Here is a 20,006-nt window from a genome sequence, read left to right on the forward strand (position 1 = left end):
TCAGTCCAGCGTCTGGCGGAACCGGCTGAGCGCGAGCAGCGTGAAGGCGATGGCGAAACCCGCCAGCGCCAACAGTGGCGAAGCGATGGCCGCCAGATCGGCGCCTTTCAGCATCACGCCCCGGATCAGCCGCAGGAAATGCGTCAGCGGCAGGGTCTCACCGATCCAGCGCGCCCAGGTGGGCATCCCGCTGAAGGGGAACATGAAGCCCGACAGCAGGATCGACGGCAGGAAGTAGAAGAACGTCAGCTGCATCGCCTGCATCTGCGTGCGCGCAAGCGTCGAGAACACGTAGCCCAACACCACCAGCGCCATCACGAAGACGAAGACGCCGAGCAGAAGCAGCCAGATGCTGCCCGCGAAGGGCACGCCGAAGATGACGCGCGCGGCGACCAGAACGACCACCACCTGCACTGCGCCCACCACGAAGAAGGGCAGCACCTTGCCCAACATGATCTCGATCGGCGTGACCGGCATCGAAAGCAGGTTCTCCATCGTGCCGCGCTCGGTCTCGCGCGTGAGGGCCATGGCGGTCATCATCACCATGGTCATCTGCAAGATCACGCCCAGAAGGCCGGGCACGATATTGTATTGCGTCAGCCCCTCGGGGTTGTAGCGGCGATGGATGACCACATCGACCTTGGTGGCCTGGTTCTCGGCGCTGGCGGCCTCGGTGCGTGCCTCGCGCAGAAGGGCCTCATTGGCAACGGTGCCGATCGTGTTGATGGCGCCCGAGGCCACGGCGGGGTCGGTGGCATCGGCCTCGATCAGGATCTGCGGATGCTCGCCGCGCTCAAACCGGCGACCGAAATCCGCGGGCATGGTGACGACAAAGCTGACTTCGCCCGCCGCGATCAGCGCCTCGGCCTCGGCGGCGGTGGCGGCGGGGTGGGTGAAGCGATAATAGCCCGTCAGCTCCAGCGCCGTGACCATCGCGCGGCTGTAGCGGTCCTGCACCGGCACGACGAGCGCGGCTGGCAGATCCTTGGGGTCATTGTTGATGGCAAAGCCGAACAGCATCAGCTGCATCAGCGGCACGCCCAGCATCATCGCGAAGGTGATCCGGTCGCGCCGCATCTGGATCGATTCCTTGCGGATGATCGTGCGCAGCCGCTGCCAGGAGAAGAACGCGCTCATTGCATGTTATCCTGCGATGCACCCATCAGCTGGATGAAGACATCCTCAAGGCTCGTCTCGGCCTCGAGCAGTTTCGAGTGGGTGGCCTCGGCGGCGGCATGGGCGGCCTTGCGCACGGCGGGGCCATCGCGGCCGATGACATGCAGGCTGTTGCCATAGGGCGCGACCTGCTCGACGCCGTGCATGGTGCGCAACATGCGCTGTGCCTCGGCGATGCGGGGGCCTTCCAGCACCATCGTGGTCAGACCCGCGTCGCGCACCACCTCGGCCACGGTGCCCTGGCTGATCAGCTTGCCATAGGAGATGTAGTTGATGCGATGGCAGCGCTCGGCCTCATCCATGTAATGGGTCGAGACAAGGACGGTCAGCCCCTCGGCGGCGCGCTGGTGGATCTCGTCCCAGAACTCGCGCCGGGCTTTCGGATCGACCCCGGCGGTGGGTTCGTCCAGCATCAGCAGTTTGGGGCGATGCATGATGCAGGCCGCCAGCGCCAGCCGCTGCTTCCACCCGCCCGAGAGCGACCCGGCCAGCTGCCCCTTGCGGCTGGTCAGGCCCAGATCGGCCAGGGTCGAGGCCACCGCCCCGCGCGGCAGATCGAACACGCCCGCGACGAATTGCAGGTTCTCTTCGATGGTCAGGTCTTCGTAGAAGCTGAACTTCTGCGTCATGTAGCCGACCTCGCGCTTGATGGCGCGCTGATCGTGCAGGATGTCATGGCCCAGCACGCGGCCCTCACCCTCGTCGGGCGTCAGCAGGCCGCACATCATGCGGATCGTTGTCGTCTTGCCTGAACCGTTCGGCCCAAGGAAGCCCACGATCTCGCCCCGCGCGACATTCATCGAAACGTGATCGACCACGGTGCGCTCGCCAAAGCGCTTGACCAGACCGGTCACGGCAATGGCGGGCTCGGCGGTCATTTTGCGGCCTCGGCGAGCGAGACATCGACGATCTGCCCGGGCTTAAGGCTAGCCTCACCCTCGGGCAGGGCCTCGACCAGGTAAACCAGCTTCTGGCGGTTTTGCAGCGAGTAGATCACCGGCGGGGTGAACTCGGGGCCGTCGGCGATATAGCTGATGCGGGCGTGCAACCCCTCGGCGCAGCCATCGCAATGCACCGAGAGCCGCGTGCCGGTCGAAAGCGCGGCGATCTCGCCCTCGGGGATATAGAGGCGCAGCTTGATCGCACCGTCGGGCAGCAGCGAGAAAACCGGCGCCGAGGGGCCGGCCATCTCGCCCGGCATCCGCAGGATATCCGAGACCACGCCCGCAGCCGGGGCGGTCAGGTCTCGCTTGGCCAGCGTCCAGCGCGCCTTGTCGAGATCGGCGCTTGCGGCCTGCACGGCGGCCTCGGCGGCGGCGATTTCCTCGGGGCGGGCGGGCAGGCGGGCGACGGCCAGGTTCGCCTCGATCTGCGCGACGCTGGCGCGGGCGACCGAAACCGCCGTTTCCGCATCCTCGCGCTGCGCCTCGCTGGCCGCGCCGCGCGCCTCAAGCGTGCTGAGCCGCGCAAGCTGGCGTTCATATTCGGCAAGTTGCGCCGTGGCCGAGGCCAGCGAGGCCTCGATCACCTGGATCTCTTCGGGGCGGCGGCCTTCGCGAAGGTTGCGAAGCTGGCTTTCGGCCTGGGCCAGCGCGGCCGCGGCCTGCGCCACACTCAGTTCGGCATCGCGCCGCTCTTGCCGGGCCAGCACATCGCCCAGTTCGAAACGCTGGCCCCGCGCCACCGCAAGGCTTTCAACCTGCGCCGTTGCAAGCGGCGCCAGCAGGACGTGATCGCCCTCGACATAACCGGTGCCAAGCGGGCTGGTCGCCACACAAGCGCCGATCAGGGCGGAGAGGATCGGGACCGAGCAAATGTCCATCGTCAATTCCCTTCGGTTTCGCGCAGCATGGCGTTGAAATTCCCGACGATTACATCGGCGACCTTGTCGGCGGCCTCGGGGCCATATCCCGTCCAGCCCAAGCGGCGCGTGACGACAGGGCCTGCGAGGCGGAAATAGAGCACCTGCCCGATGAAGCTGAATACGCGCAGGCGCACTGCCTCGGATTCGGCGGGGTGGCCGCTGGCCAGACCCCAAAGCGCGCAGATCCGCGCATGGGTCGGCATGATCAGGTCGCGGTAGATGATGTCGGCGGCCTCGGTTTCCTCGGTGATCTCGCGCAGCGCGAAGGCCACCAGATCGCGCACCTTATCGCTGCCCAGAATGAACCCCACCATCTTGCGGATCGTGTGGCGCAATACCTCGGCTGCCTGCTGTGCGGTGAGATCGGGCAGTTCGGGCTGATCGGCCACGACGCCACCAACGCGGTAAACGAATTCGCGCGCGCAGGCCTCGCGCAGGCCGTTCTTGCCACCGAAGTAATAGGCGATGGAGGCGACATTGGCGCCCGCCTTTGCAGCGATCTCGCGCGTTGAGGTCGCGGCGAAGCCCTGACGGCCAAACAGGGCCACGCCCGCCTCGATCAGGGCGAGCGCGGTGCCATCGGGGCGAGGGGTTGATTGGCCATGATCTGTCATGCCCCAATCATAATCAAACGATTGATTAAATCAAGCGACGCCCTGTGTTTCGGACATTGTGCCACAGGCCTGCGCCCGGCTCCGCAGGAAGAACTCGGCAATCGTCTGCGCGTATTGGTCCGAGGAAAGCACCCCGCCCAGACCGTTCAGCGCCCGATCCGCGACATCGGCGGGCAGGATCGCACGCCGCGCCTCGATCAGGGCGCGGGTGAACTCGGGGGTGAATTCGGGATGCGGCTGGAAGGTCAGCGCCTGATCGCCATAGGCCAGCGCCGCGTTCTCGCAAAAGGCATTCGAAGCGATGACCCGCGCGGCGCGGGGCTTCACCGTCACCTGATCTTGATGCCAGGCGAGCAGGCTGTCGCACGCGCCCTCCTCGGTCGCGTAATCCACGGCACCCACCGCCCAGCCACCGTCGAACTTCTCGACCCGGCCGCCCATCGCCTGCGCAATGATCTGGTGGCCGAAACAGATGCCAACCATCGGCACCGCCTTGACGAAGCAATAGCGGATGAAGGCCTCAAGCGGTGCAATCCAGTCGTGGTCTTCATAGACGCCAAAGCGCGAACCGGTGATCAGCCAGCCGTCGGCCTCGTCAGGGTCGCTCGGCAGCACGCCGTCAAGCACGGGCCAGGTTTGAAACTCAAACCCGTGCCCCGCCAGAAGGCGGTGAAAGAAGCTGTCATAATCGCCGAACTGCTCGCGCAGCTCATCGGGCGAGCGGCCGGTCTGTAGAATACCGATCTTCATGATGTCTCCGAATGGGCCGGAGCGGCTGCCCGCTCCGGTCAGGTCAATGCGATTGGGCTTCGCTTTTCTGCATCTGCCAGGCGGCGACCAGGATCACCGCCGAGATCGACACGATGATCAGCGTCGCCAGCGCGTTCACCTCGGGGCTGACCCCAAGACGCACTTTCGAGAAGATCACCATCGGCAGGGTCGACGCCCCCGGCCCCGTCACGAAGCTGGCCACGACAAGGTCATCAAGGCTGATCGTGAAGACCAGAAGCCAAGCCGAAATCAGCGCGGGCGCCAGTGCGGGCAGCGTCACGTCGAAGAAGACCCGGATCGGGCGCGCGCCCAGATCCTGCGCGGCTTCCTCGATCGAACGGTCGAGCGAACCCATCCGCGAGCCGAGCACCACGGTCGCATAGGCCGCGCCAAAGGTGGCATGGGCAATCACGATGGTGTCCACCCCACGCCCGGCGGGCCAGCCGACCAGCGATTCCAGCGCCACAAACAGCAGCAGCAGCGACAGGCCGATGATCACCTCGGGCATCACCAGCGGCGCAGTCACCGCCCCGCTCAACATCATGCGCGCCGGGAAACGGCCGAACCGGGCCAGCGCGTAGGAGGCCAGCGTGCCGATCACCGTCGCAATGGTGGCCGACATCAGCGCTACCTTGAGGCTGACCCAGGCGGCGTCGAGGATCTGCTGATCTTGTAGCAGCGCGGCATACCACTTGGTCGAGAAGCCGCCCCAGACCGTCACCAGCTTGGATGCGTTGAAGCTGAAGATGATCAGCGACAGGATCGGCGCGTAGAGGAAGACGAACCCCAGGAAGGCCGTCATGCGAAGGCTGAATGAGCGACGCATCAGTTTGCCTCCTCTTTGCCCGACTGGGTGCGTTGCAAGATCGCGATCGGCATCACCAGCACCACCAGCATGACAATCGCCACAGCCGAGGCCACCGGCCAGTCACGGTTCGAGAAGAACTCGTTCCACAGCACCGAGCCGATCATCAGCGTGTCAGGTCCGCCAAGCAGCGCGGGGATGACGAACTCGCCCACCGCCGGGATGAAGACCAGAAGCGAACCCGCGATGATCCCCGGCACCGACAAGGGCAGCGTCACATTGAGGAAGGTCACGAAGGGCCGCGCACCCAGATCGGCCGAGGCCTCCAAGAGCGCCTCATCCAGCTTCACCAGCGTGGCGTAAAGCGGCAGGATCATGAAGGGCAGGTAGCTGTAGACGATGCCCAGATAGACCGCGAAATCGGTTTGCAGCAGCACCAGCGGCTCGTCGATCACGCCCATCGACATCAGCACGTTGTTGATCACGCCATTGCCCTTGAGAATGCCGATCCACGCATAGACGCGCAGCAGGAACGAGGTCCAGAACGGCAGCACGACCAGCATCAGCAGGATATTCCGGCGATGCTGCGGCGCGCGCGCGATGACATAGGCCATCGGGTAACCGATCAGAAGCGTGATCACCGTCGCGGCCGCCGCGATCTTGAGCGAGCCGAGATAGGCCATCAGGTAAAGCGGGTCTTCGGCCAGGAAGAGGTAATTGCCGAAGTTAAGCGAGACGTTCAGCACGCCCTCGGCCCATTCCCAGATCGGCAGATAGGGCGGGCGCGCGATGGCCGATTCCGACAGTGAGATCTTGGCCAGCACCACGAAGGGCAGCAGAAAGAACAGCGTAAGCCACGCCAAGGGCGCCGCGACCACGAAGGCCCGCCCCTTCGCGCCGACCCATTCCAGCAACGCGCGCGGTGTCATGCCGTCACCACGACGCTTGCCGCGCCGTCCCATCCGATCTGCACCGCCTCGCCCGCGCGGATCGCATCGTCATCCGAGCGGCGGCGGTTCGTCTGGCTGACCTTGACCTGCTTGCCGGTCGGCAGGGTGACGTGGAAAACAGACAGGTTGCCCATGTAGGACACGTCATCCACCGTGGCCGCTAGCCGGTTGGCCAGGCTCTCGGGCAGGGCGCGTTCGATCGCGATCTTCTCGGGGCGCAGCGCCACGGCGACCGACTGGCCTTTGACGCCGCTGATCCCGTGCGAAACAAGGATATCGCTGTCGGTGTCGCCCGAGTGGATCACCACATGATCGTCGGCATCCTCGGCGATCTTGCCCTCGAAGATATTCACCGAGCCGATGAAATCCGCGACAAAGCGCGTGTTGGGATATTCATAGACGTCATGCGGCGTGCCGATCTGCACGATCTGCCCGGCGGTCATCACACCCAGGCGCGATGACAGGGTCATCGCCTCTTCCTGGTCATGGGTCACCACGACGAAGGTCACGCCGAGCGTTTCCTGAATCTTGATCAGCTCGCGCTGCGTTTCCTCGCGCAGCTTCTTGTCGAGCGCACCGAGCGGCTCGTCGAGCATCAAGAGCTTCGGGCGCTTGATCAGTGAGCGCGCCAGCGCCACGCGCTGACGTTGACCGCCCGAAAGCTGGTGCGGCTTGCGCGCGGCCAGCCCGTCAAGCTGCACGAGCGAGAGCATCTCGGTCACTCGGGTCGCGATCTCGGCGCGCGGCACGCCGTCACGCTTGAGGCCATAGGCGATGTTCTTCTCGACGCTCATATGCGGGAAGAGCGCATAGGACTGGAACATCATGTTGGTGTCGCGCTTGTGCGGCGGCACGCCCGACATATCCTCGCCGTCGATCAGGATCTGGCCCGAGGTCGGCATCTCGAACCCCGCCAGCATCCGCAGCAGCGTGGACTTGCCGCAGCCCGACCCGCCCAGAAGGCAGAACAACTCGCCCTGGTAGATGTCGAGCGAGACATCGTTCACCGCCGTGAAAGCGCCGAACTTCTTGGTGACGTTGCGGATCTGCAAGAACGGCTTGGCATTCGGATCCTCCCACGGCTTGAGCGCGCGGGCCGAGGTTGCTTCGGTCATTTTCTTTCCCTGTCAGAAATGCAAAGGCCACCCCACGGCGGGGGTGGCCGATCCGATCATTGTCCGGTCTTGAGCGAGGTCCAGGCGCGGGTCAGCGAACGGTCGTAGCGCTGGCTGTGCGGCTTGGCCGAGTACATCTTGGCCATGACCTCGGGCGCCGGGTAGATGCCGGGGTCGTTGCGGACCGCCTCGTCCACCAGCTCGGTCGCCTTCTGGTTGGCGTTGGCGTAGTAGACGTAGTTGGTGATCGCGGCCGAAACCTCGGGGCGCAGGAAATAATCGACGAACTTGTGTGCGTTCTCCGGATGCGGCGCATCCGAGGGGATCACCAGCATGTCGAAGCCCACCAGAGCGCCCTCTTTCGGGATCTCGTAGGCCACGCGCACGCCCTGCCCGGCTTCGTCGGCGCGGTCACGTGCTTGCAGGATGTCGCCCGAGTAACCGACGGCAAGGCAGATGTCGCCATTCGCCAGATCGTTGATGTATTGCGACGAGTGGAAATAACGGATGAACGGGCGCACGCCCTTCATCAGCTCGGTCGCGGCCTCGAGGTCTTCGGCTTTTTCCGAGGTCGGATCGAGGCCAAGGTAGTTCAGCGCCGCCGCCGTGATCTCGGAGGGCGAGTCGAGCAGGGCGATCCCGCAATCTTGCAGCTTTTCTGCCTGCGCAGGGTCGAAAAGCGCCGACCAGCTGTCGATCTCTTCCGAGCCAAGACGCTCGGCCACCTTGTCGCGGTTATAGCCCAGACCGACGGTGTACATCATGTAGGGCACGCCATAGGCATTGCCCGGATCGTTGGCGGCGATGATCTCCAGCACCTTGGGATCGAGATTGCCGTAATTGGCGATCTGCGCGCGGTCGATTTCCTGAAACACGCCCGCCTGTGCCTGACGCGCCATGAACTCGAGCGAGGGCACGACGATGTCGTAATTGGTCGAGCCGGTCAGCATCTTGGCCTCGACGACCTCGTTGCTGTCGAAGACGTCATAGTTGACCTTGATCCCGGTCTCGGCCTCGAAATTCGCGATCGTGTCTTCCGCGATATAGTCCGACCAGTTGTAGATGTTCAGAACGGCTTCTTCTGCTGCCGCCACGCCTGCCGAAGCAAGCATGGCCACGCCAGCGGCCATGAGGTTTTTCATTTCGTGATCTCCCTGTGAAAACGCTGCGGCTCAGATGCCCAGACGATCGCGCGCGGCATACCACCACGAGCCGATGACCGAGTAAGGCACGCGGAACATCCGCCCGCCGGGGAACGGTATCCACGGCAGCTTGGCGAAGGTGTCGAACCGCGTCAGATCGCCGTTGATCGCCTCGGACAGGATGCGCCCGAAGGTGTGCGAGCCGGTAACGCCATGACCCGAGTAGCCATGTGCGAAATAGGTGTTCTGGCCGATCCGCCCCATCTGCGGCACGCGCGAGAACGACAGCGCGAAATTGCCCGACCAGGCATAGTCGATCTCGGTCCCGGCCAGTTGCGGGAAGACCTTGTTGAGGTTCTTCCAGAGCTTCGCCTTGATGTCCTTGGGATCGGCCCCGCCATAGACTGTGCCGCCGCCGAACAGCAGGCGATTGTCAGCCGAGAAGCGGTAGTAGTCGAGGATATAGCGCACGTCCTCGATGCAGACATCCGAGGGCATCAGCTCACGCGCCAGTTTATCGCCAAGCGGCTTCGTCGCCATCACCTGCGTCGAGACCGGCATGACGCGCCATTCCAGCGTCGGCACGACATGACCAAGGTAGGCATTGCCGCACAGCACCAGCGTCTTGCAGACGATCTTGCCGCTTGCGGTCTTCACCGAGGGGCGGGGGCCTTCGGTCTCGACCGAGGTCACCGGCGACATCTCGAAGATCGTGCCGCCCAGCTTCTCGATCGCCGCAGCCTCGCCCAGGGCGAGATTCAGCGGATGGATATGGCCGCCCTTATGGTCGATCATCCCGCCCGCGTAGATGTCCGAGTTCACATGCTCACGCATCTGCTCGGCGCTCAGCATCTCCTGGCTTTCGATGCCGTAAGAGCGCCAGAGCTTCCAGCGGTCTTCCAGTTCGCGCACATGCTTGGCGGTCAGGCCCGCGAAGACGTTGCCGTGTTTGAGGTCGCACTTGATGTCATAGGTGGCGATGCGCTCGCGGATGATATCGCCGCCCTCGGTCACGAGCCCCGCGACGAAGGTCGAGGTATCCTTGCCATAGCGGCGCTCGATCGTGTCGAGGCTGGCGTTCAGCCCGTTGACGATCTGCCCGCCATTGCGCCCCGAGGCGCCCCAGCCGATCCGCGCGCCCTCGATCACGGTGACCTTGTAGCCCTTTTCAAGCAGGTGCAGCGCGGTCGAGAGCCCCGAATAGCCCGCGCCGACGACGCAGATATCGGTTTCATGGATGCCCTGAAGCGCCGGGCGCAACGGTGCGGGGTTGGCCGAGGCCGCATAGTAGCTGCCGGTATGCGCGCCGGTGCCCGCATAGGGGTGCTTGGTCATGGTGGTCATCGCGTTCATCACACGGCCTCCAGATAGGAGTGATATTCGAAATCGGTTACATGGCGGGTGAAGCGGCGCAGTTCCTGCAGCTTGCACTGGATGAACATGCGCTTGAGGCGCTTCGAGTAGATCTGCTCGATATGCGGGCCCTTGTCGAAAGCCTCGATGGCCGAGGCCCAGTCGGGCGGCAGGGTTTCGAGCGTCTGCGAGTAAGCGTCACCAAGGATCGGCGCCGGCGGTTCCCACTGGCCTTCGATGCCCAGCAGCGCGCCACCCAGGATCGAGGCAAGCACGAGATAGGGGTTAGCATCGGCGCCAGCGACGCGATGCTCGATCCGGCGCGCCTTCGGGCTGCCGCCCGGAATGCGGATCGCGACAGTGCGGTTCTCGTAGCCCCAGGCGACCGAGGACGGCGCATGCGAGCCCGGCAGCAGGCGCCGGAACGAGTTCTCATGCGGCGCGAAGACCAGCGTGTTTTCCTGCATGGTGCGGATCAAACCGGCCACGGCGTGACACAGCAACTCGGTGCCTTCATCACCACCGTTGTCAAAGACGTTGCGGCCCTCGTCATCGACCAGCGAGAAGTGGACGTGCATCCCCGACCCGGCGCGATCGCCATAGGGCTTGGCCATGAATGTCGCGGCGAAACCGTGCTTGCGGGCAATGCCCCGCACAAGGCGCTTGAACAGCACGGCGTCGTCGGCGGCCTTCAGCGGATCATCGACATGCAGCAGGTTTATCTCGAACTGGCCTGCGCCGTTTTCCGAGATGGCCGCGTCCGCCGGAATGCCCTGCGCGGCGCAGGCGTCATAGACCTCGTTCAGGAAGGCGTCGAAATGCTGAAGCTCATCAAGCGAGAGCGCGCCATCCGAATCCAGACGCTTGCCGGTCACCGGCGAGCATGGCGGCTGCGGCGTGCGGCCCGAGGGATCGACGACGTAGAATTCCAGCTCGGTCGCCACGACCGGGGTCAACCCGATCGCCTTGAACCGCTCGACCACCATGTCCAGTGCACGACGCGGATCGCCGGTGAAGGGCTCACCGTTTTCCTGCCGCATCCAGAGTTGCGCGAAGGCCGCGGGGCGCGAGGTCCAGTCAACCGGGCTCAGCGCGCGGCCGGTAAAGTCACACAGGCCATCGGCATCGCCGGTATCCCAGACCAGCTCGTTGCCCTCGATGTCCTCGCCCCAGATATCCATCCCCAGAAGCGAAAGCGGCATCCGTAGGCCGCCACTGACGATCTTCTCTGCCTGATCGGCGGGGACGCGCTTGCCCCGCATGACCCCGTTGAGGTCGCAGATACAGGCAAAGATCGTCTCGATTTCCGGGCGTTCGGCCAGCCAGGCTGTCGCGTCCACGGTCTGCATGATAAGGCTCCCTGAGCATTTTGTGATATCGTTTGGACTGTTGTGATAGATTTCTACCCTTGAGTCAACTGCGAAACAAAGCCATGCTAGGGACAGCCAAACAAAGCGTCCGAGCCACCGCCCCATGAACCATTGCCCGCTGCCTGAAATTCCCCGCGCCGACGGTATGACGACCCAGGACTATGCCTATTACCGGCTGCGCAACGCGGTGATGGTGGGGGCGCTGAAACCCGGAACGGCGCTGACCTTTCGCGGTCTGGCAGAGCAATTCCAGCTAAGCCCCACCCCCATTCGCGAGGCCGTGCGACGGCTGAGCACCGAGAACGCGATCGAGGTTCTGGGCAACCGGCGCCTGCGCGTCCCCGAGATGACGCTTGGCAGGTTCGAGGAACTGGTGCAGCTGCGCATCGCGCTTGAGATCCACGCGGCCGAGCGGGCAATGCCTTATATCTCTGATATCGTTATTGAAAACCTTCGCGAACTTGACGATCAGATGGACAGTGCAATCGCGCAACGCGATCTTGATGCGCTGACCCGGATGAACCAGGACTTTCACAAGCGGCTTTATTGCCTCAACCCCGATCAGGCGGTGATGCCCCTGATCGAGAGCATCTGGTTGCAGCTTGGCCCCTTCCAGCGGCAGGTGATCGAGAACATCGACTCGATCAACGTGGTGGACCGCCACAAGGAGATGCTGGCCGCCATGCGCGCGCGTGACGTGATCGCGCTTTGCGCCGCCATCGAGAGCGACATCCGCGACGGATCGATCCGCTCGGGCCGCCAGATGCTGCGCAACCTGCAGACCGATATCGTCAGCTAAGCCGTCTCACACCGCCTAGGGCGCGAATCCGTGGCAGGCTTTCGGCCGTCAGCGGGAAGATTTCGAATTCCGTTTGACAAAATGTGATATCATTTGCTTATAAGCTATATCTCTTTCAAGCAAACGGACGCCCCTTATGACCCGCGAAGACTGGCACAACCGCGCCGCATCCCTTCAGATCGACGGCCGCGGCCTGATCGACGGCAAGCGCGTCGCATCGCTTTCGGAGGAAACCTTCGCCTCGATCAGCCCGATCGACGGCCGCCTGTTGACCAATGTGGCGCTGATGGGCGCGCAGGATGTCGATCTTGCCGTGGCCTCGGCGCGCCGCGCCTTCGAGGCGGGCGTCTGGTCGGGCCGCGCCCCGGCCGAGCGCAAGGCCGTGCTGTGCCGCCTTGCCGATCTGATTCGCTCCCATCGCGACGAGCTGGCGCTGCTTGAGACGCTCGACATGGGCAAGCCGATCGCGGACAGCACCTCGATCGACGTGCGCGCCACCTCGAACTGCTTCGACTGGTATGGCGAGGCGATCGACAAGATCTATGACGAGGTCGCGCCGACTGCCGCCAACACGCTGGCGCTGGTGACCAAGGAACCGCTCGGCGTCGTCGCTGCCGTAGTGCCGTGGAACTTCCCGATGCTGATGGCCGCCTGGAAGGTCGCGCCCGCGCTTGCCATGGGCAACTCGGTAGTGCTGAAACCGGCCGAGCAAAGCTCGCTCACCGCGCTGCGGCTGGGGGAACTGGCGCTTGAGGCCGGCGTGCCGCCGGGCGTGTTCAACGTGGTCACCGGCCTCGGCCCCGAGGTCGGCCGCGCGCTTGGCCTGCACATGGATATCGACGGGCTGTTCTTCACCGGCTCAACCCAGGTCGGCAAGTATTTCATGGAATATGCCGCGCAATCGAACCTCAAGAAGATCGGGCTGGAACTGGGCGGCAAAAGCCCCAACATCATCCTCAAGAGCTACCGAGACACCACGCATGCGGCGCAAACCTCGGCGCGGTCGGCCTTCTTCAACCAGGGTGAGATGTGCACCTGCCCAAGCCGCCTTATCGTCGAACGCGCCGTGCATGACGAGGTGGTCGAGGTGCTGGCCAAGACCGCCGCCGAGTTCGTGCCGGGCGATCCGCTCGACCCCGCCACCACGATGGGCGCGCTGGTCGATCACCGACATACCGAGCGCGTGCTGGGTTTTGTCGAGACCGCCCGCGAGGACGGCGCCGATCTGCGACTTGGCGGCACGCGCGAGCGCGCCGAGACCGGCGGCTGCTATGTCGCGCCCACGATCTTCGACAATGTCCGCAACGAGATGCGCGTGGCCCAGCAGGAAATCTTCGGGCCGATGCTTTCGGTCATCCCGGTGGATTCGGTCGATGAGGCAATCAAGGTTGCCAATGACAGCTGCTACGGCCTCGCCTCGGCGGTCTGGACCGACGATCTGAGCACCGCGCATCACGTCTCGCGCGGGATCCGGGCGGGTCTGGTCTATGTGAACTGCTACGATTGTGACGACATGACCGTGCCCTTCGGCGGCTTCAAGCAATCGGGCATCGGCCGCGACAAGTCGCTTCATGCGCTGGACAAATATGCCGAGCTGAAGACGACCTGGATCGCACTCGGTCGGTAACGACCTAATGTTGGCCTGCGCCCCATCGCAGGCCAGCTTCGTAGATGCTACTACGCGCGCTGAACGCTCAGCGAGGTCTTCACGATCTGCGGATCGCGCAGCGCCAGGAACCACGGGTCGGCGGCAAGCGCGCGGTCGACGATTTGCTGCACGATCTCCGGGCTGGCGGGGGACTGCACGGCGATAGCGATGCGGGTCTCGACCGGGGCGGCCGAGCCGGTGCCAAGACCCATCAGTGCGGCATCGTCGAAATCGGTCTCGATCACCACATCGACGGCTTCCAGCCGCACACCCTCGCGCGCGGCGAGCATCTTGATCGCGATGGCGACGCATCCCACGATGGCCGCGCGGGCGTGAAAGCCGGGCGACGGCCCTGCCGCGTCGCCGCCCATGCCCGGCCCCAGATCAAGGGTCGCGCGGAACTTGCCCTGCCCGACGTTGCAGGCCAGCCCCTCCTCAACCCGGCCCGAGGTGACAATGGTGCTACGCGCGGCGGCCAGATCGGCGGACATGCGCGCGATTACGGCGGTTTGCGCTTCGCGGATACGTTCGTCACGAGTGTCGATTGTCAGATCGCTCATGGTTTTCCCTTTCTTTTCAGGCGGCCTTGCGGCCATTGGCGTGCAGGAGGTGGTCGGCCAGCGCCATCGCGTCGGCCCCCACCCCGTCGATCAGCGCGGATTTGCGCGTCCGCAGGAAGGGCAGCCCAAGCACGTAAAGGCCGGGCGCCACGATCCCGTTGTCATGGGCCAGACGCCCCTTGCGGTCGAAAACGGGCAGGTGAAGCCAGCTGAAATCGGGCCGGAATCCGGTTGCCCAAACGATGGTTGAAACAGCGCCCGGCAGATCAAGCGACAGGCGCGGCCGCGCGGGCACCTGCGTCGGCGCGAACCGCTCGGGCAGCGGCAGGCCCGGCAGACCCGAGCGCGCGGCCCATGCGTCGAACTCGTCCAGCGCACGGTTCATCTTGAGGTCCGAGAGCGCCGCCGCATTGGCCAGCCCGCCCGAGAACAGAACCTGCCCTCCACGATGCGCAGCAAGACGGCCGACGATCTCGACGCCCTGCGCCTGTAGCGCGTTGAGGTCCAGAAACCGCGCCCGGCTATTGCCGACCAGTTGCAGCGAGGGCACGGCACGGGCGCGGGCGAGATCGTCCACCTCCTGCGTGGTCATGCCCAGAAGGCCGCTGTGCTCAAGCCACCACTGGATATCGCGCGCTCGGTAATGGCGCGGCATCCGCACATGGTGCCCGGCGCTCAGCGTGACCGGCCGTCCGGCGGCGCGCAGCTCGGCCGCGATCTGGACACCGCTGGCCGAGGCGCCCACCACCAGAACCCCGCCGGGGGGAAGTAGCTCGGGGGAGCGATACTGAAGCGGGCTGATCTGGGTGATCTCGCCCGGCAATTCATGCGCCCACGCGGGCAGGTTCGGGCGGTTGCAGGCGCCGCTGGCCAGAATAAGGTTACGGCAGCCCCACTCGCCCCGATCGGTTGCCACACGATAGCGCGCGCCCTCTTGCGTGACCGAGGTCACCGTGGTGCGGGCCTCGACCGTGGCGGCACAATGCGTCGCGTAGCTTTCAAGGAAACTGACGACCTCGGGCATGGTCATGAACCCGTCCGGGTCGGCGCCGCGATAGGCGAAGTCGGGCAGGCGGCTTTGCCAGTTCGGGGTCAGCAGGCGCAGGCTGTCCCAACGCTCGTGCCGCCAGGAATTCGCGACATCGCCGCGTTCGATCAGCACATGGGGAACCGAGCGCTCCGAAAGGCAGTGGCTCATGGCCAGACCAGCCTGACCGGCGCCGATGACAAGGGTGTCGATCTGTTTCATGGCACTATCCTTTCGGAGGTTTCGGGTCACGCGACGCTGACTTCGACCAGCGTCGGGTTGGTGAGGATGTCGAACACGGCCGAGCGCTTTTGCGATTGCGCCACCAGCGCCGCGATCTCGGCCTCGGTTGCGTCGGCGTCGATCTCGAACGTGACGCGAATGGCCGAAAAGCCGTTGCGGATCTCGGGGTCCATCCCGAGGATGCCCTGCACGTCGATATCGCCCTCGACAATGGCCCGGGCGGAGCGCAGCTGGATGCCGCGATGCTGGGCCACGGCGGCCAGACCGCCGGTCAGGCAGCTGGCAAGCGCGGCAAGCACGATCTCGGGCGGGGTCGGCGCGCGGTCAGCCGCGGCAAAGACCGCCGGGTGATCGGATTCGATCGAGAAGGTGCGGCGGCGCTTCTGTTCCTCGCCGAGGCCGAAGAAGCCGCCGATCACGTTGCGGCTGTAGGTGCCCTCGATCCAGTCGCAGGCGCTGCGGAAGGTAAAGCTGGCGGCGGCGGGCATCTGCTCGAACGCGCCGCGCGCGCCGATCAGGGCCTCGGTGTTGACGCCGTTGTTGACGAGTTTGGGATCTGCGTAGGTCATGGTCGTTCCTTTCAAGGGTTGGTTCAGGGTTGGGTGATGCGGTCGGTGCATCGGTTCGGGCCCGGAATGGGCCGGAATGTCATCGCGCGGTGATCAGCCACGAAGAGCTGTCCATCCACAGCCCGCCGTTGCGCTCCACAACCGAGCGGAAATGCGCGGCTAGCGCAGCTTCGATCTGGGGGCGGCGTTCCTCGGCCAGGGCGCCCGCGGCGCGAAAGATCTCGCCCGCCGGGCCGATGGCCAGTTGGAAGGCAACGGCATCGGCAATATCGCGCCCCACCAGAACCTTCGCGTCGATCCGCTGGAACTCGATGTCGCGAAACCCGGCGGCTTGCATCTGCGCGCGGGTGGTCTCTTCATCGGCCATAGAGAAGGGGCCGGGGCCGCAGGTGGCCGCATCCGCGTCGGGGGCGGGCAGGAACTGGCGGACGATATCGCGCGCCTCAATCAGCCAGGGGTTATCGGCCCGCGCACGCCAGACGATATGCGCCAGCGTCCCGCCGGGGGCGAGGCAGGCGCGCATCGCCCGCAGACCGGCTACCGGATTGGCGAAGAACATCGTGCCGAAGCGCGAGAAGACGAAATCGAACAGCCCTTCGTTCAGGCCGCGCTCCACATCCCCCGCGATGAAGCGGACATTGTCGGCGCGGGCACGGCGAACCTCGTCGCGGGCGCAGTCGAGGAAGGCCTCGCAGCAATCCACGCCGACAACCTCGCGGGCGGTTCGGGCAAGCTGTATCGCGGTGTCGCCAAAGCCGCAGCCGACATCGAGCACACGGCCACCGGCGGGCAAGTTCAGCGCGGGGAAGACGGCCTCGGAGTGGCGCGAAAGGCCACCGACCAGGACATGACGGAAACGCACGAACTTCGGCGCGAGGATCTGGTTCCAGAAATCGACAAGCTCGGAACTCGGGGCGACGGGCGGGATGGGCGATTGCAGGCTCATTGTATCTCTCCTGATCCGGGGTTAGCGGCGCCAATGGGCGGGGGCGTCCCAACGGGGCATCTCGTCGTGCACACGTGCCTGGGCGCGGGGTTGGGCGACGCTCACGGGGATCATCGCGGCGATCTGGCGCGGCAGGACGGCGCGGATCAGCTGGTTCAGGTGTTTGGTCATTTCGGTCTCTCCCTTGTGGCGGCGGGTGTTCCGTTCGCCGTTGAACAAGGAATGCCACAGGGCCTCGCGCCGAGATACTTCAGCGCCGGAAGCAACCCGCTACAGAAATCGCAGAAACGTGCTACAGTTTGTGAAGTTCGCTCCGAAACGCGCACCGAACAGGGGGAGAGAATGAACTACAACCAGTTTTGTCCGATCTCGAAGGCCGCCGAGATTTTGGGAGAGCGTTGGAACATCTTGATCCTGCGCGAAGTGCTGATGGGCGGGCGCCGGTTCAACACCTTGCAGCGGGGTCTGGGCGATATCTCGCCCGCGCTGCTTACCAAACGCCTCAAGCAGCTCGAAGAGCAGAACATGATCATCCGGCGCCGCATTCCGGGGCAGAAGGGGTTCGAATACTTCCCCTCCGAGGCCTGCGAGGCGCTGATGCCCGTGCTGTTCGCGCTTGGCGAATGGGGGATCATCTGGGCCAAGAACACGATCCTCGATCAGGATTTCGACGCCGAGTTACTCATGCTGTATCTTGAGCGCAGCATCGACCGCGAGAAGATCAAGGGCCAGGAAACCGTCATCAAGTTCCGCTTCACCGATCTGAGCGAGCAGCGCGACTGGTGGTTGGTGGTCAAGCCCGAGACAAGCGAGGTCTGCCTGAAAGACCCGGGCCGCGATGTCGATGTCTATTTCAACTGCACGGTGCGGACGCTGTCGGATATCTGGATGGGTGATCGCAGCTACCGCGACGCGCTGCGCGAGGGCGACCTGATGATGGATGGCGACCCGGTGCTGATCCGCACTGTCAGCACTTGGCTGCGGTCGGGGATCTTCGCAAACTCCCCGCGCGAGGCGGTTTCCGCCGCCTAGCCCTGGATCGGCGTCGCGGTGAACAGGATCTGCCCGCGCGGCAGCATCGTGTCATGGCGCCTCACGGCCCAGCCCGTGGTCGTGGCGATATGCGCCACATCGCTTTCCAGCACATGGTAGGGCGCGCGCAGATCATGCGTCACCACCCCGTCGGGCTGGCGATAGGGGCGCGCCGCGGTCTCGGCATCGGGGGCGAGGAAGACGGTGAACAGGAAGCGCTCCAGCGCCGGGAAGCGGTGCAGGTTGGTCAGCGCGCGGCGCAGATAGGCCATGGGCAGGTGCGGGAAGACTGCGAAAGCGATGGCATGGGTGATCGTGTCTGGGATCTTGGGAAACTGGAACGCATCGTCGCGCACCAGATGCGACTTGCTCAACCGCGCGGGGTCGGCCAGCTCGGCCGCATGGCCTGCCAGCATCATCTCGCGCGAGGGGTCGGTGGCCCAGTAATGGCCCGGCTCCAGATAGGGCACCGCCTTGCATCCAAGCCGCAGCGAGCCTGCGCCGATATCCAGCAGGTGGTGATGCGGCAGCAACCCCGCCTCTTGCAGGATCGCCATCTGCGCGCGGCCCGTTTCCTCCCACCGGCCGCCGACGATATCGCGGTGCCGGCCCTCGGCCAGCGCCTTTTCGTAAAATCCCTGCGCCTGGTAGGGCGAAACACTCATGGCCGATCCCGCCCCATCGTGGATGATTGCGGTCAGAAATGCGCCTTGGGTTCGTCGGGCTTGCCTGCCGCCAGCGCCAGGATGCCGCCGACGATGCAGAACCCGATCGGGAACATGGTGAAGACGCCAAAACCGAAGGCGTTATACATCAGCGCGCCCGCGACCAGCATCAGGATGCCACCCCAAAGCGCGCGGATCTTGGCCATCGCGCCACCGGCAATCGCGGCAAGGGGCGCAAAGAAGCTCGTAATCCGGATCAGCTGGGCATTGTCGACCTGACCGAACATCTCGCCCACCTCGGCGTGCTTCTCCACAACCTCGGTGTAGCCGTAGCCGAAGAAGCCGACGATCATCGCGATCAGCCCGCCGATCACCCCAAGCACCAGTGCCGCGTTACGCATAGGCCTAATCCTTCCATCTTGGGGCAAGTGATCGCCCATTCCCCCGAGATAGGCCCTCCCCCCCGGCAGGATCAAGGGGCCACGGCGCGGGCGGGGCATTTCACAGCATCGATCGGGCCGTTTCCGGCGGCACTGTGTTTTTCTGCACGCGCGGGCTCAGGCGCCGCGGCCCTTGAAACCCTTCATGCTTGCGTAGATCCCCATGAACCTGCCGACCACGAGGTCAAAGAGGCGCGTGGGCAAAAGCCCGCGAACCAGCGGCAGCGTGTACACCAGACCCGGCATCCGCAACAGGATGCGATTGCGCTCAATCGCGCGGATGATCTTTGCGGCGGTGGGCTCGGGCTTGAGGATCGGGATGATCGGCGAGGTCACGCCGTGGAACATGCCCGTGTCGATGTAGTAGGGCGTGACGGTGGTGACCTTCACGCCGGTGCGGGCGGCCTCCATCTCAAGGCGCAGGGAATCCGACCAGCCGATGACCGCCCATTTGCTGGCGCAATAGACCGACATATTGGGGTTCGCCACCATTCCCGCCGCCGAGGCGATGTTGACGATATGCCCGCGCCCCTGCGCGATCATGGCCGGCAGAAGGGCGCGCGCCAGATGCATCAGCGCGGCGCTGTTTACCGCCATGGTGCGGTCGATCTCGGCATGGGTGTGATCGGCGAAAGGCTTGCCGACGATGATCCCGGCATTGTTGACGAGGATATCGACGGAATGGTCGAGCGCCGCCACGGCCTCAAGAACCACAGCGGTATCCGTTACATCGACCTGTGCAAAGCTGGCCTTGTCGCCCAACCTCGCCCGTGCAGTTTCGATATTCGCGGCGCTGACGTCCCAGACGATCAGCTTCGCGAGGCCCTTCTGAAGAAGCATCTCGCCCATCAGCAGCCCGATCCCAGACGCGCCACCGGTGACAAGCGCGGTGCTGCCGCTAATCTGCGTCATGTTCC

Annotated in this window: 22 protein-coding genes; 3 read left to right on the forward strand and 19 right to left on the reverse strand. The window is 64.8% G+C overall.

What is annotated here, in order from left to right:
• From LZA78_RS11515 to LZA78_RS11565, 11 genes are read right to left on the reverse strand one after another with little or no spacing between them, the layout of a single operon-like run.
• Complete coding sequence (locus LZA78_RS11515; RefSeq protein WP_233677084.1) at positions 1-1,137, reverse strand: ABC transporter permease; 1,137 nt, start codon at positions 1,135-1,137, stop codon at positions 1-3.
• Positions 1,134-2,054, reverse strand: coding sequence for an ABC transporter ATP-binding protein (locus LZA78_RS11520; RefSeq protein WP_233677085.1), 921 nt, complete (start codon positions 2,052-2,054; stop codon positions 1,134-1,136). The genes LZA78_RS11515 and LZA78_RS11520 overlap by 4 nt, the downstream gene beginning before the upstream one ends.
• A complete protein-coding gene (locus LZA78_RS11525; protein WP_233677086.1) occupies positions 2,051-2,998 on the reverse strand; it encodes an HlyD family secretion protein in 948 nt (315 codons plus the stop codon). Before LZA78_RS11525 ends, LZA78_RS11520 begins: the two co-directional genes overlap by 4 nt.
• Before the next feature lie 2 nt (positions 2,999-3,000).
• Entirely contained in the window at positions 3,001-3,654 is a 654-nt protein-coding gene (locus LZA78_RS11530; RefSeq protein WP_233677087.1) for a CerR family C-terminal domain-containing protein, read from the reverse strand.
• Between the two features lie 30 nt (positions 3,655-3,684).
• Positions 3,685-4,404, reverse strand: coding sequence for a type 1 glutamine amidotransferase (locus LZA78_RS11535; RefSeq protein WP_233677088.1), 720 nt, complete (start codon positions 4,402-4,404; stop codon positions 3,685-3,687).
• Positions 4,405-4,447: 43 nt separating this feature from the next.
• A complete protein-coding gene (locus LZA78_RS11540; protein WP_233677089.1) occupies positions 4,448-5,251 on the reverse strand; it encodes an ABC transporter permease subunit in 804 nt (267 codons plus the stop codon).
• Positions 5,251-6,159, reverse strand: coding sequence for an ABC transporter permease subunit (locus LZA78_RS11545; RefSeq protein ID WP_233677090.1), 909 nt, complete (start codon positions 6,157-6,159; stop codon positions 5,251-5,253). Before LZA78_RS11545 ends, LZA78_RS11540 begins: the two co-directional genes overlap by 1 nt.
• Positions 6,156-7,295, reverse strand: coding sequence for an ABC transporter ATP-binding protein (locus LZA78_RS11550; protein ID WP_233677091.1), 1,140 nt, complete (start codon positions 7,293-7,295; stop codon positions 6,156-6,158). The genes LZA78_RS11545 and LZA78_RS11550 overlap by 4 nt, the downstream gene beginning before the upstream one ends.
• 56 nt (positions 7,296-7,351) lie before the next feature.
• The gene (locus LZA78_RS11555; protein WP_233677092.1) at positions 7,352-8,437 is read right to left on the reverse strand and encodes a polyamine ABC transporter substrate-binding protein; all 1,086 of its coding nucleotides are present in this window, start codon (positions 8,435-8,437) and stop codon (positions 7,352-7,354) included.
• A 30-nt stretch (positions 8,438-8,467) separates the two neighbouring features.
• Positions 8,468-9,790 carry an NAD(P)/FAD-dependent oxidoreductase gene (locus LZA78_RS11560; protein WP_306798977.1) on the reverse strand — a complete coding sequence of 441 codons (1,323 nt, stop codon included), beginning with the start codon at positions 9,788-9,790 and terminating at the stop codon, positions 8,468-8,470.
• Positions 9,790-11,139, reverse strand: coding sequence for a glutamine synthetase family protein (locus LZA78_RS11565; protein WP_233677093.1), 1,350 nt, complete (start codon positions 11,137-11,139; stop codon positions 9,790-9,792). Before LZA78_RS11565 ends, LZA78_RS11560 begins: the two co-directional genes overlap by 1 nt.
• 166 nt (positions 11,140-11,305) lie before the next feature.
• On the opposite strand from LZA78_RS11565, the gene LZA78_RS11570 reads away from it, so the two are divergent.
• Together LZA78_RS11570 and LZA78_RS11575 are read left to right on the forward strand one after the other, a co-directional pair.
• Positions 11,306-11,959: a GntR family transcriptional regulator gene (locus LZA78_RS11570; protein ID WP_233677094.1), complete on the forward strand. Its 654-nt coding sequence runs from the start codon at positions 11,306-11,308 to the stop codon at positions 11,957-11,959.
• A 136-nt stretch (positions 11,960-12,095) separates the two neighbouring features.
• On the forward strand, positions 12,096-13,586 hold the full coding sequence (locus LZA78_RS11575) for an aldehyde dehydrogenase (protein ID WP_233677095.1): 1,491 nt from the start codon (positions 12,096-12,098) through the stop codon (positions 13,584-13,586).
• Positions 13,587-13,636: 50 nt separating this feature from the next.
• Here LZA78_RS11575 and LZA78_RS11580 read toward each other — a convergent pair whose 3' ends face one another.
• From LZA78_RS11580 to LZA78_RS11600, 5 genes are all read right to left on the reverse strand, one after another.
• Positions 13,637-14,167 carry an OsmC family protein gene (locus LZA78_RS11580; RefSeq protein WP_233677096.1) on the reverse strand — a complete coding sequence of 177 codons (531 nt, stop codon included), beginning with the start codon at positions 14,165-14,167 and terminating at the stop codon, positions 13,637-13,639.
• Positions 14,168-14,183: 16 nt separating this feature from the next.
• Positions 14,184-15,416, reverse strand: a complete 1,233-nt coding sequence (locus LZA78_RS11585; protein ID WP_233677097.1) for an NAD(P)-binding domain-containing protein — start codon at positions 15,414-15,416, stop codon at positions 14,184-14,186.
• A 26-nt stretch (positions 15,417-15,442) separates the two neighbouring features.
• Positions 15,443-16,006 (reverse strand): OsmC family protein, encoded by a 564-nt coding sequence (locus LZA78_RS11590; protein ID WP_233677098.1) that lies wholly within the window; start codon positions 16,004-16,006, stop codon positions 15,443-15,445.
• A gap of 79 nt (positions 16,007-16,085) precedes the next feature.
• A complete protein-coding gene (locus LZA78_RS11595) occupies positions 16,086-16,952 on the reverse strand; it encodes a class I SAM-dependent methyltransferase (RefSeq protein ID WP_233677099.1) in 867 nt (288 codons plus the stop codon).
• Positions 16,953-16,973: 21 nt separating this feature from the next.
• Positions 16,974-17,123 carry a hypothetical protein gene (locus LZA78_RS11600; protein WP_233677100.1) on the reverse strand — a complete coding sequence of 50 codons (150 nt, stop codon included), beginning with the start codon at positions 17,121-17,123 and terminating at the stop codon, positions 16,974-16,976.
• 171 nt (positions 17,124-17,294) lie between these two features.
• Between LZA78_RS11600 and LZA78_RS11605 the strand changes: the two genes are divergently transcribed.
• Positions 17,295-17,984, forward strand: a complete 690-nt coding sequence (locus tag LZA78_RS11605) for a winged helix-turn-helix transcriptional regulator (protein WP_233677101.1) — start codon at positions 17,295-17,297, stop codon at positions 17,982-17,984.
• On the opposite strand, the gene LZA78_RS11610 is transcribed toward LZA78_RS11605, so the two are convergent.
• From LZA78_RS11610 to LZA78_RS11620, 3 genes are all read right to left on the reverse strand, one after another.
• Positions 17,981-18,649: a class I SAM-dependent methyltransferase gene (locus LZA78_RS11610; protein ID WP_233677102.1), complete on the reverse strand. Its 669-nt coding sequence runs from the start codon at positions 18,647-18,649 to the stop codon at positions 17,981-17,983. The genes LZA78_RS11605 and LZA78_RS11610 overlap by 4 nt on opposite strands.
• Before the next feature lie 32 nt (positions 18,650-18,681).
• On the reverse strand, positions 18,682-19,050 hold the full coding sequence (locus LZA78_RS11615) for a hypothetical protein (RefSeq protein WP_233677103.1): 369 nt from the start codon (positions 19,048-19,050) through the stop codon (positions 18,682-18,684).
• 156 nt (positions 19,051-19,206) lie between these two features.
• Complete coding sequence (locus LZA78_RS11620; protein WP_233677104.1) at positions 19,207-20,001, reverse strand: SDR family oxidoreductase; 795 nt, start codon at positions 19,999-20,001, stop codon at positions 19,207-19,209.
• Between the last annotated feature and the right edge of the window lie 5 nt (positions 20,002-20,006).

The organism is Rhodobacter flavimaris, from assembly GCF_021378075.1.
Lineage (GTDB): Bacteria > Pseudomonadota > Alphaproteobacteria > Rhodobacterales > Rhodobacteraceae > Rhodobacter > Rhodobacter flavimaris.

Bases quoted from the DNA above. Each gene is read 5' to 3' on its own strand.
- LZA78_RS11570 (WP_233677094.1), top strand. From the start codon at position 11,306: ATGACGACCCAGGACTATGCCTATTACCGGCTGCGCAACGCGGTGATG.
- LZA78_RS11560 (WP_306798977.1), bottom strand. From the start codon at position 9,790: ATGAACGCGATGACCACCATGACCAAGCACCCCTATGCGGGCACCGGC.
- LZA78_RS11620 (WP_233677104.1), bottom strand. From the start codon at position 20,001: ATGACGCAGATTAGCGGCAGCACCGCGCTTGTCACCGGTGGCGCGTCT.
- LZA78_RS11610 (WP_233677102.1), bottom strand. From the start codon at position 18,649: ATGAGTGTTTCGCCCTACCAGGCGCAGGGATTTTACGAAAAGGCGCTG.
- LZA78_RS11515 (WP_233677084.1), bottom strand. From the start codon at position 1,137: ATGAGCGCGTTCTTCTCCTGGCAGCGGCTGCGCACGATCATCCGCAAG.
- LZA78_RS11595 (WP_233677099.1), bottom strand. From the start codon at position 16,952: ATGAGCCTGCAATCGCCCATCCCGCCCGTCGCCCCGAGTTCCGAGCTT.
- LZA78_RS11615 (WP_233677103.1), bottom strand. From the start codon at position 19,050: ATGCGTAACGCGGCACTGGTGCTTGGGGTGATCGGCGGGCTGATCGCG.
- LZA78_RS11590 (WP_233677098.1), bottom strand. From the start codon at position 16,006: ATGACCTACGCAGATCCCAAACTCGTCAACAACGGCGTCAACACCGAG.
- LZA78_RS11540 (WP_233677089.1), bottom strand. From the start codon at position 5,251: ATGCGTCGCTCATTCAGCCTTCGCATGACGGCCTTCCTGGGGTTCGTC.
- LZA78_RS11555 (WP_233677092.1), bottom strand. From the start codon at position 8,437: ATGAAAAACCTCATGGCCGCTGGCGTGGCCATGCTTGCTTCGGCAGGC.
- LZA78_RS11580 (WP_233677096.1), bottom strand. From the start codon at position 14,167: ATGAGCGATCTGACAATCGACACTCGTGACGAACGTATCCGCGAAGCG.
- LZA78_RS11600 (WP_233677100.1), bottom strand. From the start codon at position 17,123: ATGACCAAACACCTGAACCAGCTGATCCGCGCCGTCCTGCCGCGCCAG.
- LZA78_RS11545 (WP_233677090.1), bottom strand. From the start codon at position 6,159: ATGACACCGCGCGCGTTGCTGGAATGGGTCGGCGCGAAGGGGCGGGCC.
- LZA78_RS11585 (WP_233677097.1), bottom strand. From the start codon at position 15,416: ATGAAACAGATCGACACCCTTGTCATCGGCGCCGGTCAGGCTGGTCTG.
- LZA78_RS11550 (WP_233677091.1), bottom strand. From the start codon at position 7,295: ATGACCGAAGCAACCTCGGCCCGCGCGCTCAAGCCGTGGGAGGATCCG.
- LZA78_RS11605 (WP_233677101.1), top strand. From the start codon at position 17,295: ATGAACTACAACCAGTTTTGTCCGATCTCGAAGGCCGCCGAGATTTTG.
- LZA78_RS11520 (WP_233677085.1), bottom strand. From the start codon at position 2,054: ATGACCGCCGAGCCCGCCATTGCCGTGACCGGTCTGGTCAAGCGCTTT.
- LZA78_RS11525 (WP_233677086.1), bottom strand. From the start codon at position 2,998: ATGGACATTTGCTCGGTCCCGATCCTCTCCGCCCTGATCGGCGCTTGT.
- LZA78_RS11535 (WP_233677088.1), bottom strand. From the start codon at position 4,404: ATGAAGATCGGTATTCTACAGACCGGCCGCTCGCCCGATGAGCTGCGC.
- LZA78_RS11565 (WP_233677093.1), bottom strand. From the start codon at position 11,139: ATGCAGACCGTGGACGCGACAGCCTGGCTGGCCGAACGCCCGGAAATC.
- LZA78_RS11575 (WP_233677095.1), top strand. From the start codon at position 12,096: ATGACCCGCGAAGACTGGCACAACCGCGCCGCATCCCTTCAGATCGAC.
- LZA78_RS11530 (WP_233677087.1), bottom strand. From the start codon at position 3,654: ATGACAGATCATGGCCAATCAACCCCTCGCCCCGATGGCACCGCGCTC.